Origin of the sequence: Rudaea sp. 3F27F6, assembly GCF_005503555.1 — a bacterium.
GTDB lineage: Bacteria > Pseudomonadota > Gammaproteobacteria > Xanthomonadales > Rhodanobacteraceae > Rudaea.
The window spans coordinates 464,807-481,017 of sequence record NZ_SCNG01000005.1 but is presented as its reverse complement, the minus strand read 5'-3'; the positions used below and the strand labels follow the sequence as shown (position 1 = coordinate 481,017).

Sequence of the window (16,211 nt, the reverse complement as noted above, 5' to 3'; positions counted from 1 at the left end):
GTGTTGAAAGCGCCAGCAAGGAGAGCCGTCATGCAAGGACAAACCAACAAAAAAATTCTCGCCGCGAAGTTGCAACGCCGCCTGCGCAACGCACCCACCGATGCAGAATCAAAGCTGTGGCAACGCCTGCGTCACCGCCAACTCGACCATTGCAAATTTCGCCGGCAGCACCCGTTCGGCGACTACATTCTCGATTTCGTCTGCTTAGAACGTAAAATTGTCATTGAGCTGGACGGCGCCCAACATGCCGATCGCCTTGAATATGATCGACAACGAACGCGATTTCTCGAAAGATCTGGCTTCACCGTTTTGAGATTCTGGAACAACGAAGTATTTGAGAATCTAGAAGATTTGCTCGAGGTTGTTCTGCAAACTCTGCGCGACCGAGCAACACCATCCCCACCCAACGTTGCTAAGCTCGGCATCCATGCCTCGCAAAGCAACCCAGCCCTTCGCTCCTGCTTCGGGCGTTCGGCAGCACGCGAACCTTGGTTCGCGAGCGTGCTGCCTCACCCCCTTGAAGGGGAGGGCTAAAGCTTCGATATCCCTAGCTGCATCCCACGAGCCCGCCATGAATTCCACACCTGACAAAATCCGCATCGTCGAAGTCGGCCCGCGCGACGGTCTGCAAAACGAAAAGACCATCGTGCCGACGCCGGTCAAGATCGAGCTGATCGATCGGCTCTCGGCGACCGGCCTGCAGACTGTCGAGGCGACGAGCTTCGTCAGTCCGAAGTGGGTGCCGCAGCTCGCCGACGCGGCCGAGGTCTACACGGCCATCCACAAGAAGCCCGGCGTGCGCTATCCCGTGCTCGTGCCGAACCTGCAGGGCTACGAGCGCGCGCATGCGGTCGGCGTCGAGGAAATCGCCGTGTTCACCGCGGCGAGCGAAGCGTTCAACCGCAAGAACATCAATGCCTCGATCGCCGAATCGCTCGAACGCTTCGCGCCGGTGATGGAGCGCGCGAAGGCGGACAAGGTCGCCGTGCGCGGCTACGTTTCCACTGTGCTCGGCTGCCCGTACCAGGGCGACGTGCCGCTCGCCGACGTCGTGCGCGTGGCGAAAGCGCTGCACGCCATGGGCTGCTACGAAATCTCGCTCGGCGACACGATCGGCATCGGCACACCGGCGAAGGCGCGCGCAATGCTCGCCGCGGTCGGCGCCGAAGTGCCGATGTCCGCGCTCGCGATCCACTTCCACGACACGCGCGGCCAGGCGCTCGCCAATATCCTTGCCTGCCTCGAACTCGGCGTGGCCGTGATCGACTCTGCCGTCTCCGGCGTCGGCGGCTGTCCGTACGCGCGCGGCGCGAGCGGCAACGTGGCGAGCGAGGACGTGGTTTACATGCTGCACGGCATGGGCATCGCCACCGGCGTCGATCTGCCGAAGCTGATCGAAACCGGGCAATGGCTCAGCGCGCAACTCGCGCGCGACAACGGCAGCAAAGTCGGCAAAGCCGCCTGAGCAAACGCGCTGCGGATTATTGCCGCAGCCCTTCCGTATCGCGTCCGCCCTGGTGCAGGACCAGACGATCGACCTTGCCGTCCTTGCCGCGCAGGAACTCGAGCTGCGCATCGACGACCTTGAGAAAGAATTTCGTTTCCGATTCGGCGAACAACGGAAATTTGGGCTGTCCCGTGGCCTGCGCCACCAGTTGATCGCCTTCGAGCGTCACGGCGACATCGAATCCTTGGCGCAGGTGATACGTGCCCGGATACGCGGCCAGCACGGTGGCGGGCAGCTTCACCTCTTTGCGCTCCGACGGCAGGATCACCTTCTCGCCGAACGCCACCGAAGCGAGTTTGTCGGCGATCTCGCCAGGGCTTCGCCCGTTGAGGTTGGCTAGCGCGATTACGGTCAGTTTTTCCGCAGGGTAATAGCTCATCTGCGTGTTGAAGCCTTCGATACCGCCGCCGTGCGCGATCATCTTGCGGCCTTTGTTGTCGCTGACTTCGAGAGCGAAGGCGTAGTTGTTCTTGTACGGCGTCGTCATCTTGGTCAGCGACGCTGCGTTGAGCAGCTTGCCGCCGAACAGCCCCTGCTCCCAGCGCAGCAGATCCTCGCTGGTCGAATACAGCGCACCGGCCGAGAACGGGATGCTCATGTCGATATAGCCCGCGTTGACGAAGCCGTGCTCGTCGTGCGTGTAGCCGCTGGCGCGGCGAGCGATGATCGCCGAGTTGGAGTCGTAGCCGGAATCCTTCATCCCGAGCGGCGTGAAGATATTGTCCTGCACGAACTTCACGTAGCTCTCGCCCGCGGCTTTTTCGATGACGCAGCCGAGCACGATATAGCCCGAGTTGCTGTAGCTCATTTTTTCGCCGGGCTGAAATTCCAGCGGTTTGTCACGGAAGAGCTTGACCAGCTCCGCCGGCGTTTTCGCGAACGGTTCGATCGATTTGTAGTCGGGCAAATCGGTGAAATTCACGATGCCCGCACTATGCGTCAGCAAATGGAAGATCGTGACTTTGTCCCAGGCCGCAGGCGCATCGGCCAGATATTTTTTCACCGGATCGTCGAGCTTCAGTTTGCCGCGCTCGGCGAGCAGCAGGATCGACGCCGCGGTGAACTGCTTGGTGATCGAGCCGAGGCGGAATTTCACCGTCGGCGTATTCGGGATATCCCACTCCAGATTCGCCGAGCCGTAACCCTTGCTCAGCAGCACCTGGTCGCCGCGCGCGACGAGTACGCTGCCCATGAACGACTGGTTCGACACGTACGAACGGACGATTTCGTCCATGCGCGCGACATCGTCTTTGTGCCCCGCATCCTGCGCGAAGCACGGCGCGGCCACGAACAACATCAGCAACCAATAGCGAAACATGCGGACTCCTCGCAGCGACCGGAAAGCGCCCGATTTGGCGCGTTCTCGGAATCGTTGTCAATTCGCAGCGAGCGCTGCGCAATTGCCGCAACAACAACCGGCATCGGCCCGTGCGTGGCCCGTGCGAAACGCACGGGAAAAACGTGCTCAGCTATACAGAAACAAGTTTGCGATACGCACGCGGCGTCATCCCGACCGTCGCCTTGAACTGGCGCGCGAACGCGCTCTGATCGGCGAAGCCGCAGGCCTGGCCGATTTCCGCGATGCGCTCGGTGCCGGCGAGGGCACGCATCGCCGCTTCGATGCGCAGCCGCGTCAGTGCCTGCTGCGGGGTGATCTGAAAGACGTGGCGGAAATGCCGTTCGAGCTGGGCCAGCGACACGTCGGCCAGTTCGGCGAGAGCGGCCATGCGCACGTTCTCGGCATAGTGCCGCTGCAGATGGTCGACGACGCGGCGCAGGCGGTCATAGGTCGGATGGCGGCCGTCTGGCTGGCCGAGATCGCGCGAAATGCCGACCACACCGCGCACCTTGCCGCGCACACGCAGCGGATGCTTGCGTGTCAGGCACCAGCCCGGCGCGCGGTTCGGGAAGATGTGCACTTCGAGTTGGTCCTCGATCGTCTCGCCGCCGAGCACGCGTTTGTCCTGGGCCGCGTACGAGCCGCCCATATGCGCCGGAAACAGTTCGGCGACGCCACGCCCGATCACCTGCTCGCGGCGCTTGAGCCCGAGCCGGCGCACGAGAGTGAGATTGGCGTGGGTATAGCGTCCGACCGCGTCCTTGACGAAGAACACCACGTCGGGCAATGCGTCGAACAGGCTTTCGAGCTCGGCGGCGGGGATTGCGGTCATCGAAATCGATTGTGCCGAATTCCGCATCCAAACGCAGCAACTCTTTCTAGACCGGAAAACCCATCCGCCGCACCATGCCGGGATGCACAAGATAGACGTCATCGATTCGCATACCGGCGGCGAACCCACGCGCGTGGTGATCGCCGGCTTCCCCGATCTCGGCGGCGGCTCGCTCGCCGAGCGCCGCGAGCGTTTCCGCCGCGAGTTCGACCATTGGCGCAGCGCAATCGCCTGCGAGCCGCGTGGCTCGGACACAATGGTCGGCGCCCTGCTCGTGCCGGCCGTCGATAAAGACGCCTGCACCGGCGTGATCTTCTTCAACAACGTCGGTTATCTCGGCATGTGCGGCCACGGCAGCATCGGCGTGATCCGCACCCTCGCCCATCTCGGCCGCATCGCGCCGGGCCTGCACAAGCTCGAAACGCCGGTCGGCACGGTCGGCGTGGAACTGCACGAAGACGGCCGCGTCTCCATCGACAACGTCGAAAGCTATCGCCATGCCGCCGGCGTGCGCGTCGAGGTGCCCAGCTTCGGCACGGTGACGGGCGACGTGGCCTGGGGCGGCAACTGGTTCTTCATCACCGAGGACACCCCGGTGCCGCTCGATTTCGCCCATGTGCGCGAGCTGACCGCGTACACCGAGCATGTGCGCCTCGCCCTCGAAGCGAATCGCATTACCGGCGCGGACGGCGCCGAGATCGACCATATCGAAGTCAATGCCGCAGCGCCGACGGCCGCCGCCGACGCGCGCAACTTCGTCCTCTGCCCCGGTCTCGCCTACGATCGCTCGCCGTGCGGCACCGGCACCAGCGCGAAGATCGCCTGCCTCGCCGCCGACGGCAAACTCGCGCCCGACGCGACCTGGCGGCAGGAAAGCATTCTCGGCAGCCTGTTCGAAGCGCGATACACAAGCAGCGCGCGCGGCGTGCTTCCGCGCATCACCGGCAGCGCTCACATCACCGCGCAGAGCACGCTCTACATCGATCCCGCCGACCCGTTCGCCTGGGGCGTCGGCGCGGCGACGGGCGACGCGAAGGCGTGAGCGCATTCGACTTGATCGTGGTCGGCGCCGGCATCGTCGGGGCAGCCTGCGCCGATCTCGCTGCGGCGGAGGGCCTGCACGTCGCGATCGTCGAGCCCGGCCCGGTCGGCGGCGGCGCGACCGCCGCGTCGATGGGTCATCTCGTCGTGATGGACGACGATCCTGCCGAACTCGCGCTGTCGCGCTATTCGCAGCAATTGTGGGAAGCCTATGCGGATCTGCCCGAAGCGGAATTCAGCCGCTGCGGCACCTTGTGGATCGCGCGCGACGAACATGAGCGCGCCGGCATCGCAGCGAAAATCGCGCGGCTCGCGCAGGCCGGCGTCTTCGCCGAAGCGATCGATGCGAACGCGCTCTACGAACTCGAACCCGAACTCGCGCCCGGCCTCGCCGGCGGCATGCTCGTTGCCGAAGAGGCCGTGGTCTATCCACCGCGCGTTGCCGAGTTCCTCGTCAAGCGCGCGACGGCGCGCAACGCACGGCTCTATCTCGGCCGCCGCGCACAGCGGCTCGTCGCCGAAGGCGTCGCGCTCGACGACGGCACGCGCCTGAGCGGGCCGGTGCTCGTCGCGACCGGCTGCGCCGTGCCCGAGTTGCTGCCGATGCTGCCGATGCGTGCGCGCAAAGGCCATCTGGTCATCACCGAACGCTATCCGGCTTTCGTGCGCCATCAACTGCTCGAACTCGGCTATGCCGACAGCGCGCACGGCAACGCGCCGGTCTCGGTCGCGTTCAATGTGCAGCCGCGCCCGACCGGGCAGGTGCTGATCGGCTCGTCGCGTGAATTCGACGACTCGCGCGACATCTCGATGTCGACCGTGCGCACCATGCTGTCGCGCGCGTTTGCCTTCCTGCCGCGCCTGCGCTATCTGCAGGCGCTGCGCATCTGGACCGGCTTCCGCCCGACTACGCCGGACGGCCGTCCCTACCTCGGCGCGGTGCCGGGCCTGCGCAATGTCTGGGTCGCCGCGGGTCACGAGGGGCTCGGCGTGACCACGGCGTTCGGCAGCGCGGGCTTGCTGATCGATCAGTTGTTCGGACGGCGCCCGGCGATCGATCCCGCACCTTATCTGCCGCTGCGGGCCTTGGCATGAGCGCTGCCCATACTCCAATCCGTCTGCAAGTGGACGGCCGCAGCGTCACGGTGCCGGCCGGATTCAGCGTCGCCGCCGCGATTGCGCAGGTCGCAACGGCGTTCGGCACGCGCAAGGACGCAAGCTTGCGCGCGCCGCTCTGCGGCATGGGCTTGTGCTTCGAGTGCCGCGTACGCATCGACGGCGCCGACCATCAGCGCGCCTGCATGACCCTCGTGCGCGAAGGCATGCGCGTGGAAACTACGACGGAGCCTGCACATGGCTGAGCGCTACGACGTACTCGTCGTCGGTGCCGGTCCCGCCGGCCTCGCCGCTACACAGGCCGCGGCCGGATACGGCGCGCGCGTCGGCCTTGTCGATGCGCAGTCGACCCAGGGCGGCCAGGTCTGGCGGCGCGATGTGCGCGGCGCCGTGCCGCCCGATGCGGCGGCGGCATTCCGCGCCGTCGCGAATCTTCCGAATCTGGACTGGCTCGCGCAGACTCAGATCGTCGCAGCAACACAGAACGAACTTCTCGTCGAGCACGACGCCCGTGCGCGCAGCCTGCGCTACGACAAACTCGTTCTTGCCTGCGGCGCGCGCGAACTGCTGCTGCCGTTTCCGGGCTGGACTCTGCCGGGCGTGTTCGGCGCCGGCGGCGCGCAGGCGCTGGTCAAGCAGGGTTGGCCGATCGCCGGCAAGCGCGTCGTCGTCGCCGGCTCGGGTCCGCTGCTGCTCGCGGCCGCGGCAACGCTGAAAAAACACGGGGCAAACGTGCTCGGCATCTACGAGCAGGCAGCTCCCGCACAGTTGGCCGCGTTCGCGAGCCGCCTCTGGCGCTGGCCGGCCAAAGCCGCGCAAGCCGTCGCATTGCGCGCGGCCCTCGCCGGCGTGACCTACCGCGCGGGCGCCGTCGTCGCCGCGGCCCACGGCGATGCGCAACTGCGCGCGATCGAACTGCGCATCGGCAAACAGATGCGACAGATCGACTGCGACCATCTCGCGGTCGGCTACGGTCTCGTGCCGAACGTGGAACTCGCCGAGCTGCTCGGCTGCGCGCTCGACGCGAGCGGCCGGCATCCGCGCGTCGCGGTCGACGCGGATCAGCGCACGAGCCTCGCCAACGTCTACGCCGCCGGAGAAATCTGCGGCATCGGCGGACGCGACGCCGCGCGCATCGAAGGCGCCATCGCCGGACATGCCGCGGCCGGCGCGATGCAGGCCGCGCAAGCCATGCAGTCCGCCCGCCGTCGCGCGCGGCGTTTCTCCGCGTTGCTCGAAATGCATTTCGCTCTCGATCCTCGCGTGCGCGAACTCGCGACCGACGACACCGTCGTCTGCCGCTGCGAGAACGTCGCCTGGTCCGCGCTGCGCGATTTCGACGACGCGCGCGCGGCCAAGCTGCAGACGCGTTGCGGCATGGGCGCCTGCCAGGGCCGCATCTGCGGCACTGCGCTGGCCGAACTCGGCCGCTATGCGCGCGGCGGTCTGCGCCCTCCGATTTTTCCCGCGCGGTTGGCGACGCTCGCCGACAGCGATTTCGCCTCAATCGAGAATCAGACAGCCCAATAAAGAATCGTCATTCCCGCGAAGGCGGGAATCGAGTGCCTCTGCTTTTTTGGAGACACCCAAGATCAAAGTCGCTGGATTCCTGCGTTCGCGGGAATGACGTCGAAAGATTTGCGAAACATCAGTCCATTTCAATCAGGAGAAATTCAATGAGCAAAAATTCGATCTGGCGCGGCGTCATTCCCGCGATCACCACGCCGTTCGCCGCCGATGGTCAAGTCGACCACGCCTTTCTCGCCGATCATGCGCGCCAGATGATCGACGCCGGCTGCACCGGCATCGTCGCGCTCGGTTCGCTCGGCGAAGCGGCGACGCTGAGCTTCGACGAGAAGCTCGCGATTCTGCGCACGCTCGTGCAGGCGCTCGGCGAGCGCGCGCCGGTCATTCCGGGTATCGCCGCGCTGTCCACCGCCGAAGCCGTGCGCCTCGCGCGCGAAGCCAAGACGATCGGCTGCCGCGGCCTTATGGTGTTGCCGCCGTATGTCTACTCGACCGACTGGCGCGAGATGGGCGCGCATCTGCGCGCGGTGATCGAAGCGACCGACCTGCCGTGCATGATCTACAACAACCCGATCGCCTACAAAACCGATTTCAGTCCGGCGCAGATCGCCGAACTCGCACAGGCCTATCCGAACGTGCAAGCGGTGAAGGAATCCTCGGGCGATGTGCGCCGCTTCGCCGCGCTGCGCAGCCTGCTCGGCGACCGCCTCGAACTGCTCGTCGGCATGGACGACGCGATCGTCGAAGGCGTCGCGATGGGTGCGACCGGCTGGATCGCCGGCCTGGTCAACGCCTACCCGAAAGAGTCGGTGAAGCTGTTCGAACTCGCGCGCGACGGCGGCGCCAAGGCCGCTGCCGAACTCTACGCCTGGTTCCTGCCGCTGCTGCGCCTCGACACCGTGCCGAAGTTCGTCCAGCTCATCAAGCTTGTGCAGGACAAGGTCGGCATCGGCAGCGAAACGGTGCGCGCACCGCGGCTCGTGCTCGAAGGCGCGGAACGCGCCGACGCACTCAAGGTGATCGAGCACGCGATCGCCACGCAGCCGAAGCTCTGACATGAGCGCATTCGCCCCTGTGCTGATCGCAGGAGACTGGCGTGCATCGCTGGATGCGCGCGCGGGCTTCCGCGCCTTCGACCCGATCTCGGCCGGCGAGATCGGCCCCGAATTCCCGGTCAGCGGTGCGGCCGACGTCGAAGCCGCGCTCGCCGCTGCCAGCGCTGCCGCCACGCAGCTCGCAGCCTGCGAGCCCGCGCGCATCGCCGCGTTTCTCGATGCCTACGCGGCGGCGATCGAAGCCGACGCAGCGACGTTGGTCGATCTCGCCCATGCGGAAACCGCGCTGCCGCGCGAACCGCGCCTGGCCAAGGTCGAGCTGCCGCGCACGACGAACCAATTGCGCCAGGCCGCGCAGGCCGTGCGCGCAAGTTCGTGGACGCAGCCGACGCTAGACACGCAGGCCGGCCTGCGCTCGCACTTCGCACCGCTGAACAAACCCGTGCTCGTGTTCGGGCCGAACAATTTCCCGTTCGCGTTCAATGCCATCGCCGGCAGCGATTTCGCCAGCGCGATCGCCGCGCGCAATCCGGTGATCGCCAAGGCACATCCCTCGCATCCGGCGACGAGCCGGCGCCTTGCCGAACTCGCGCACCGCGCCGTGCTCGATGCGGGCCTGCCCGCGGCGAGCGTGCAGATGCTCTACCACGTCGACAACGCGCTCGGCGCAAAACTCGCGGGCGATGCGCGCCTCGGCGCGATCGGTTTCACCGGCAGCCGCGCCGGCGGCCTCGCGCTCAAGGCCGCGGCCGATGCGGCCGGCGTGCCGATTTATGCGGAGATGTCGAGCGTCAACCCGGTGTTCCTGCTGCCCGGCGCATTGGCCGAACGCGGCGCCGAGCTGGCGCAGGAGTTCTTTGCTTCGTGCACGATGGGCAGCGGCCAGTTCTGCACCAATCCGGGCATCGTGATCGTGCCGCACGGTGCGGACGGCGATGCCTTTGTTTCCGCAACAAGCGCGCTGTTCGCCAATGCGCCCGCCAATGTGCTGTTCTCGCAAGGCGTGCTCGATCACTTCCGCCGTGGTCTCGCCACGTTGACCGACGCGGGCGCACGCGTGCTTGCCGAAGGCCAGGCCGATGCCCGGCCCGGGTATCGGCAGGCGCCGACCCTGCTCGGTGTCGATGCGCAGCAATTCCTCGCCGCCGCGCAAGCGCTGCAGACCGAAGTCTTCGGCCCGGCCAGCCTGATCGTGCGCACGCAGAACATCGAAGACATGATCGCCGTCGCGCAGTCCTTCGACGGCAACCTCACTGGCACGCTGTATACAAGTAAACAAAGCGACATCGACGAAGCCGCCGCGGCAAAGATCGCGCAGGCACTGCGCCCGCGCATAGGCCGCCTGATCGGCAACAAGATGCCGACCGGCGTCGCGGTCAGCGCGGCAATGAATCACGGCGGTCCGTATCCGAGCACCGGCCATCCCGGCTTCACCGCGGTCGGCATGCCCGCGGCGATCCGCCGTTTCGCCGCGCTGCACTGCTACGACAACGTGCCTGCCGCGTTGCTGCCAGCCGAGTTGCGCGACGGCAATCCCGGCGGCATGCAGCGTTTGATCGACGGACGTTGGACCACGGACGATGTCGGCAAGAAAAGCTAACGATAGCCTCGTAACGATTTTCCGTTCGCGGTGAGGTATCGAACCACGAACAGCAATCCCGGCGTGAGGTTCGCCCTTCGATACCTCTGGGCGAACGGTTTGGGTTTTTCGACTAAGGCAGCATCGAGAGGAACGGTAGCATGAACGATCAAATCGGCCAGTTGAGCGCCACCGAAGCGGAAGCACAGCTCACGCCTTGGGCGCAGCGCGCAGCGCCGATCGCGCGCCAAGACTACGAAGCGCGTATCGAACACGCACGTAGCCTGCTGCACGACAGCGGCGCCGATGCGCTGCTCGTCACTGCAGGCGCATCGCTGCGCTATTTCTGCGGCGTACCTTGGGGCGCAAGCGAACGTCTCGTCGCCCTGCTCATCACGCGCGATGGCGAGCCAATCGCGATCTGCCCTGCGTTCGAGGGCGCGACGCTCGCGCACGTGCTCACCGTCGCGGCTGTACCGCGATTGTGGGAGGAACACGAAAATCCCTACACGCTCGTCGCCGCTGCGATGGCCGAACGCGGCGCGCATTCGCTTGCGCTCGATCCGGCCGCGCCGTACTTCGTCTTCGAGGGTCTGCGCCGTGCGCTCGACGGGCGCGCGATCGTCGATGCCAGCGCGATTGTGGACGGCTGCCGCGCACGCAAGTCGCCGGCCGAACTCGCACTGATGCAGCAGGCCTGCGACATGACCCTGCACGTGCATCGGCTCGCCGCGGGCCTGATGCGCGAAGGCGTCACCACGACCGAGATCAAATATTTCATCGACCGCGCGCATCGCCGCCTCGGCGCGGACAACGGTTCGACCTTCTGCATCGTGCAGTTCGGCGAAGCTACCTCGCATCCGCATGGTGTGCCGGGCGAGCAGCGTCTGCGCGAGAACGAACTCGTGCTGATCGACACCGGCTGCAGCGTGCATGGATACAACTCCGACATTACGCGCACCTATATCTACGGCAAGCCTTCGGCCGATGCGGCGCGCATCTGGGAACTCGAACGCGCCGCGCAGCAGGCGGCGTTCGCCGCGGTGCGTCCCGGTATCAGCGGCGAAGCGGTCGATGCCGCCGCGCGCACCGTGCTCGAACGCGGCGGCCTCGGTCCCGACTATCGCCTGCCGGGCCTGCCGCATCGCACCGGGCACGGCTGCGGTCTGGCCGTGCACGAGGCGCCATATCTGGTGCGCGGCAATGCCGTCGCGCTTGCGCCGGGCAACTGCTGCAGCAACGAACCGATGATCGTCGTGCCGGAAAAATTCGGCGTGCGCCTCGAAGATCATTTCCATGTCACTGACGACGGCGCGGCGTGGTTCACGCCGCCGTCGCCTGCGATCGACCGGCCGTTCGCATAACCCAGCGCGCACGTTCGCATGTAGACAAAACGACAGAGAATTTGGATCACGGAAAGCACAGAGAATACATTTCGCAACCCTTCTCCGAGCGGCATCGCCGGCGCTTTCTTGCCGCGGTGCGGCGACGGCGAAGCACGCGAACACCGAAGCCAACAATCCACCGATTGAGGAACGCCGCCGCATGTCGATTCTCGCCGCTATGACCCGCCGCAAATCCATCGCTTTGCTGCAAGCCGAAACCGCGCAGCGCGGCGAGCTGCGCCGCGTGCTCGGCCTCTGGCATCTCACTGCGATCGGTCTCGGCGGCATCATCGGCGTCGGCATCTTCGTGCTGACCGGTACGGTCGCCGCGACCCAGGCCGGCCCCGCGGTCGTGCTCTCGTTCCTGATCGCCGGCATCGCCAGCGCGGCCGCCGCGCTGTGCTACGCGGAATTCGCCGGACTGATTCCGGTGTCGGGCAGCGCTTATACCTACGGCTATGCCGTGCTCGGCGAATTCGCCGGCTGGATCATCGGCTGGGACTTGCTGCTCGAATACGCATTGATTGCCGCGGTCGTCGCCGTCGGCTGGTCAGGCTACGTGCAGGCCCTGCTCGACGCGTTCCATATTCCGCTGCCGATCTGGGCGCAGGGCGCGTACGGCAGCGCGCCGGGACGATGGTTCAACTTGCCCGCGGTGCTGATCTCGCTCGCCATCACGGCTTTGCTCGCGGTGCGCATGGAATGGGGCGCGCGCTTCAACACGGTGATCGTTGCGATCAAGATTGCCGCGGCGGCGCTGATCATCGTCGCCGGCGTCGGCTTCGTCGATCCCGCGCGCTGGCAGCCGTTCATGCCGTTCGGCCTGCACGGCGTGGTCACCGGCGCGGCGATCGTGTTCTTCGCCGTATTCGGCTACGACATGCTGACCACGGCCGCCGAGGAAGCGCGCAATCCGCAGCGTGACCTGCCGCGCGCCGTGGTGTTGTCTTTGGTGATTGCGATGCTGCTGTATTTCGCGATCTGCCTCGTGCTCACCGGCATCGTGCCGTACACGAGTCTGGACAACGACGCGCCGGTCGCGCATGCGTTCACTGCGATCGGCCTGCCGCAGGTGATGATCGCGATCTCGCTCGCGTCGATCTGCGGCATCACCAGCGTGATCTTCGCCAACCTGCTTGCCGGCGCACGCATCTGGTTCGCCCTGTCGCGCGACGGCCTGCTGCCGGGCTGGTTCGCCGCGGTGCATCCGCGCTGGCACACGCCGCATCGCACGACCGTGCTGCTCGGCTGCGTGACCACGGTCGCCGCCGGTTTGTTCCCGCTCGACGAACTCGCCAAGCTCGTCAACATCGGCGTGCTCGGTGCCTTCATCGTCATCTGCAGTGCGGTCGCCGTGCTGCGCTGGCGCCAGCCCGACTTGCACCGTCCGTTCCGCACGCCGCTGGTGCCGTTCGTGCCGATCGTCGGCATCGGCTTCTCGTGCTGGCTGATCTGGGGCCTGCCGTATACGACTTACCTGCGCTTCGGCGTGTGGCTGCTGCTCGGCCTCGTCGTGTATCTCGGCTATGGGCGGCGTCACAGCGCACTCGCCCCACAGAACTGAATTATGCGAAATTCCGCACAAAATAAAGAAAGGAAAGATATCGCAACCCATTAAATCGATCTGATCAGATTTCCCTATTTTTTCTTGCTTATCGAACCCGCCTCGTGCGGGTTTTTTATTTTCATTATTTTTTAATTGTGCTGAATTCCGCATGTAAACAAAGGTAATAGTTCTAGATCGAAAAAAGAAAAAATAGATAAATGCGGGACCCGTTGCGCGACCGTTCCTGCATCTGTCTCGACACGGCCAATTAGAACTTTCCAACTTCATGGGGATCAGGGCATGTCGAACAAGAACCGGGAATCCGGACGTCGCGCTTTTGCCGAAATCGGAAGTACGCTTCCCTTTCGCGCCGTCCGCTGCAAACATCTGGCCGTTTGTATTTCTCTCGCCGTCACGGTGGGCAACGGCGGTTTTTCTTCTTTGAGCTATGCGCAAACTGCTGCCGGTGCGCAGAGCAGCGCAAGCACGAACCGCGACTCCGGCAAGAGCCCCGAGGCTCAAGCCGCGAGACTGGAAGAGGTCGTCGTCACCGGCTCGAACATCAAGCGCACGGACACGGAAACGGCGTCGCCGGTGCAGATCATCACGCACGCGGAAATCGAGCGGATGGGCGCGAACACGGTTCAGGAGATCCTCGCCAACCTGACCAGCAACAGCAACGATGCGATCAGCGACCTCGGCGGCGCCAACTCATGGGCAAGCGGCGCGACCGGCGTGTCGCTGCGCAACCTCGGCGTCAACGCGACGCTAGTACTGCTCAACGGCCGGCGCGTCTCCGCTTACGGTTTCGCCGACGGCCTGCAGTCGAACTTCGTCAACGTCGATTCGATCCCGAGCGAGATCATCGAACGCGTCGAAGTTCTCAAGGACGGCGCGTCGGCGGTCTACGGCTCCGACGCCATCGCCGGCGTCATCAACATCATCACGCGGCGCGAGTTCAAGGGCGTCAGCGTCAAGGGCGTGGTGCAGCAGTCGCTGCGCGCGAGCTTCCTCGACGCCGAACGCAAGGCGTCGATCACCGCCGGTTTCGGCAGTCTCGCCGACGACGGTTACAACGTCTATGCGAATTTCGAGATCTTCCGCCGCGGCGGCTATACCGATCGCGAAGCGCGCCCGTATCTGCCCGATTGGTACATCCAGATGAACCCGGACCGCGACAGCCTCTCGACCGGTTCCGTTCCCGGCAACTATGTCGGCTATTACCCAACGAACTATAAAGACCCGGCTCTGGCCGGCAAGCGCATTTCGCAGGCCGCGCCCGGCTGCGCGCCGCAGAACCTCTCCGGCGGCTTGTGCTGGTTCGACTACTGGGCCAACAGCGACGCCAGGCCGCCGGCGGACCGCGCCACTTTCTTCGGCAGCGCGCGCTACAAATTGTCGGACGACCATCAGGTCTACGCCGAGGCGCAATTCGCCAAGCTGCAGGACGATTACCACACCGCGATTCCACGCAGCAACGTCAACGGCGTGCCGACGACCTGGTACACCTGGGGCAAAGGCCTGCAGTCTTTCACCGATCCGGAGCTTCCCGTCGGCCATCCGAACAACCCGTTCGATTTTCCGGTTGGCCTGAACTACCGCTTCGCCGACTACCCCGACATGTTCAAGAACGTCGGCGCCTCGAAGCAGTACCGCGCGCTTGTCGGCATCCAGGGCAACGACTTCGGCTGGGATTGGGACGGCGCTGTCGGCATCATGGGATCGCACGCGACGCAGAAGCAGCATCTCTACCGCGATCGCTATGCCTACTACGACGCCATCGTCAGCGGCGAATACAAGTTCGGCCAGCAGAATCCACGCGAGCTGCTCGAACGCATGTTCCCGGAAATGGGTTCGCACGGCACCTATCGCCAGACGTTCTTCGACATCAAGGGTACGCGCGAGATCGGACAGCTCGCCGGCGGCCCGCTGCAGATCGCCACCGGCGCCGAACTGCGCCACGAATCCTTCGATCAGGCCAGCAGCGACAACATCCAACAGGGGCGCATCGTCGGCTTCTCCGCGGTATCGATTTCCGGCTCGCGCAATCTGGGCGCCGCCTATGTCGAGATCGATGCGCCGTTCACCGAGAAATTCGAGGCCAACGCGGCCTTGCGCGGCGACCGCGCCTTCGGCCAGGCCGGCGCGATCGTGCCGAAGATCGGCTTGAAGTACAAACTGACCAGCAACTTCATGCTGCGCGGCACGGCGGCGCAAGGCTTCCGCGCGCCGAGCCTGCCTGAAACCGGCAACGGCGGCGCCTCCTGGTTCAACAACGGATACGCCGACCCGAAGCGCTGCGCCACCGCGATCCGCATGCGCGACATCCTCGCCACCGGCAACGTCGAAGACAAATTCGACGCCGTCCAGGCCTACAGCTCCGGCTGCGCCGTCAGTTTCCCTTCGGCCGTCACGCCCAACTCCAACTTGAAGCCCGAGCGCTCGAACAGCTTCACGCTCGGATTCGTGTTGCAGCCGATCTCGCAGATCGCCATCACGCTCGACTACTACAACATCAAACGCCGCGACGAGATCTCCACTCTCGACGTCACCCAAGTGCTAGAGAACGAGGACAGCGCCAAACTGGTCGAACGCGATCCGGTCACGGCCGAAGACGACCGGCTGGCGCGCCGCGTGAAGGAGTTGTCCGGTCAGGACATCCGCTTTGCCGCTGGTCCGATCCGCACCATCGCACTGCAGTACCAGAACCTGGCGCGAACGCGTGTGTCCGGTCTCGATCTCGGCATCAACACCAAGTGGGATCTCGACGACTGGGGCAAGTTGAACGTCGGTCTCGATCTGTCCTACCAGATCGATTACAGAAGTTGGGACACATTCAAGAACGCGTATACCGAGAATTGGATCGGCCGCATGGGCCGCCCGCGCACGCGGGCCATTCTCCACCCTTCATGGGATCGCGATGGCTGGGGCGCCGGCGCGCGCGTCAACTACACCAGCGGCACCACCCTGGCCTGGGGCAACGACGACACCATTGGGTCGCTTCAGGGTTGCGCCGACCGCGGCGTGGACCCCGCACGCTGCCATATCACCTCCGACACCACGGTCGACCTGTGGGGGCAGTACAAAGGCTGGGAGAACGCCACGCTGCAGGCGAATCTGTTCAACGCCTTCGACCGCCGCAACCCGGAAGTGCTGGTACCGGGCCAAGGCCTGCCGCTTCGCGGCCGCACCTTGATGTTGAGTGCGGAGTACAAATTCTGAGCGGCCTTGCTGCGAGATAATCCATCGCAATGATTGCACCTGGGGCCGGCCTTTGCGCCGGC

The 16,211-nt window shown here is 65.2% G+C and carries 13 protein-coding genes; 11 read left to right on the top strand and 2 right to left on the bottom strand.

The window, feature by feature from the left end:
- Together FFS30_RS19760 and FFS30_RS19755 are read left to right on the top strand one after the other, a co-directional pair.
- The coding region (locus tag FFS30_RS19760; RefSeq protein ID WP_249352554.1) for an endonuclease domain-containing protein at positions 1 to 534 on the top strand (534 nt) is incomplete at its 5' end.
- Between the two features lie 37 nt (positions 535 to 571).
- Positions 572 to 1,465, top strand: a complete 894-nt coding sequence (locus tag FFS30_RS19755) for a hydroxymethylglutaryl-CoA lyase (protein ID WP_137914907.1) — start codon at positions 572 to 574, stop codon at positions 1,463 to 1,465.
- 16 nt (positions 1,466 to 1,481) lie between these two features.
- Here FFS30_RS19755 and FFS30_RS19750 read toward each other — a convergent pair whose 3' ends face one another.
- Both FFS30_RS19750 and FFS30_RS19745 read right to left on the bottom strand, forming a co-directional pair.
- On the bottom strand, positions 1,482 to 2,825 hold the full coding sequence (locus tag FFS30_RS19750) for a serine hydrolase (RefSeq protein ID WP_137914906.1): 1,344 nt from the start codon (positions 2,823 to 2,825) through the stop codon (positions 1,482 to 1,484).
- A gap of 151 nt (positions 2,826 to 2,976) precedes the next feature.
- Entirely contained in the window at positions 2,977 to 3,678 is a 702-nt protein-coding gene (locus tag FFS30_RS19745) for an AraC family transcriptional regulator (RefSeq protein ID WP_137914905.1), read from the bottom strand.
- An 82-nt stretch (positions 3,679 to 3,760) separates the two neighbouring features.
- Between FFS30_RS19745 and FFS30_RS19740 the strand changes: the two genes are divergently transcribed.
- The 9 genes from FFS30_RS19740 to FFS30_RS19700 all read left to right on the top strand — a co-directional run bounded on the left by FFS30_RS19740 (position 3,761) and on the right by FFS30_RS19700 (position 16,149).
- On the top strand, positions 3,761 to 4,720 hold the full coding sequence (locus FFS30_RS19740) for a 4-hydroxyproline epimerase (RefSeq protein WP_137914904.1): 960 nt from the start codon (positions 3,761 to 3,763) through the stop codon (positions 4,718 to 4,720).
- Complete coding sequence (locus FFS30_RS19735) at positions 4,717 to 5,814, top strand: FAD-dependent oxidoreductase (RefSeq protein WP_137914903.1); 1,098 nt, start codon at positions 4,717 to 4,719, stop codon at positions 5,812 to 5,814. The genes FFS30_RS19740 and FFS30_RS19735 overlap by 4 nt, the downstream gene beginning before the upstream one ends.
- Positions 5,811 to 6,080 (top strand): (2Fe-2S)-binding protein, encoded by a 270-nt coding sequence (locus FFS30_RS19730; RefSeq protein WP_137914902.1) that lies wholly within the window; start codon positions 5,811 to 5,813, stop codon positions 6,078 to 6,080. The genes FFS30_RS19735 and FFS30_RS19730 overlap by 4 nt, the downstream gene beginning before the upstream one ends.
- A complete protein-coding gene (locus FFS30_RS19725) occupies positions 6,073 to 7,365 on the top strand; it encodes an FAD-dependent oxidoreductase (protein WP_137914901.1) in 1,293 nt (430 codons plus the stop codon). Before FFS30_RS19730 ends, FFS30_RS19725 begins: the two co-directional genes overlap by 8 nt.
- A gap of 146 nt (positions 7,366 to 7,511) precedes the next feature.
- Positions 7,512 to 8,417 (top strand): dihydrodipicolinate synthase family protein, encoded by a 906-nt coding sequence (locus FFS30_RS19720; protein WP_137914900.1) that lies wholly within the window; start codon positions 7,512 to 7,514, stop codon positions 8,415 to 8,417.
- Between the two features lies 1 nt (position 8,418).
- Positions 8,419 to 10,017 (top strand): aldehyde dehydrogenase family protein, encoded by a 1,599-nt coding sequence (locus FFS30_RS19715; RefSeq protein WP_137914899.1) that lies wholly within the window; start codon positions 8,419 to 8,421, stop codon positions 10,015 to 10,017.
- A gap of 140 nt (positions 10,018 to 10,157) precedes the next feature.
- Positions 10,158 to 11,360: a Xaa-Pro peptidase family protein gene (locus tag FFS30_RS19710; protein WP_137914898.1), complete on the top strand. Its 1,203-nt coding sequence runs from the start codon at positions 10,158 to 10,160 to the stop codon at positions 11,358 to 11,360.
- Positions 11,361 to 11,541: 181 nt separating this feature from the next.
- The gene (locus FFS30_RS19705; RefSeq protein WP_137914897.1) at positions 11,542 to 12,945 is read left to right on the top strand and encodes an amino acid permease; all 1,404 of its coding nucleotides are present in this window, start codon (positions 11,542 to 11,544) and stop codon (positions 12,943 to 12,945) included.
- A gap of 423 nt (positions 12,946 to 13,368) precedes the next feature.
- On the top strand, positions 13,369 to 16,149 hold the full coding sequence (locus FFS30_RS19700; protein ID WP_171014751.1) for a TonB-dependent receptor: 2,781 nt from the start codon (positions 13,369 to 13,371) through the stop codon (positions 16,147 to 16,149).
- Positions 16,150 to 16,211: the final 62 nt, after the last annotated feature.

Excerpts from the sequence above, each read along its gene's own strand:
- FFS30_RS19755 (WP_137914907.1), top strand. The coding sequence starts at position 572 with ATGAATTCCACACCTGACAAAATCCGCATCGTCGAAGTCGGCCCGCGC.
- FFS30_RS19750 (WP_137914906.1), bottom strand. The coding sequence starts at position 2,825 with ATGTTTCGCTATTGGTTGCTGATGTTGTTCGTGGCCGCGCCGTGCTTC.
- FFS30_RS19745 (WP_137914905.1), bottom strand. The coding sequence starts at position 3,678 with ATGACCGCAATCCCCGCCGCCGAGCTCGAAAGCCTGTTCGACGCATTG.
- FFS30_RS19740 (WP_137914904.1), top strand. The coding sequence starts at position 3,761 with ATGCACAAGATAGACGTCATCGATTCGCATACCGGCGGCGAACCCACG.
- FFS30_RS19730 (WP_137914902.1), top strand. The coding sequence starts at position 5,811 with ATGAGCGCTGCCCATACTCCAATCCGTCTGCAAGTGGACGGCCGCAGC.
- FFS30_RS19725 (WP_137914901.1), top strand. The coding sequence starts at position 6,073 with ATGGCTGAGCGCTACGACGTACTCGTCGTCGGTGCCGGTCCCGCCGGC.
- FFS30_RS19720 (WP_137914900.1), top strand. The coding sequence starts at position 7,512 with ATGAGCAAAAATTCGATCTGGCGCGGCGTCATTCCCGCGATCACCACG.
- FFS30_RS19715 (WP_137914899.1), top strand. The coding sequence starts at position 8,419 with ATGAGCGCATTCGCCCCTGTGCTGATCGCAGGAGACTGGCGTGCATCG.
- FFS30_RS19710 (WP_137914898.1), top strand. The coding sequence starts at position 10,158 with ATGAACGATCAAATCGGCCAGTTGAGCGCCACCGAAGCGGAAGCACAG.
- FFS30_RS19705 (WP_137914897.1), top strand. The coding sequence starts at position 11,542 with ATGTCGATTCTCGCCGCTATGACCCGCCGCAAATCCATCGCTTTGCTG.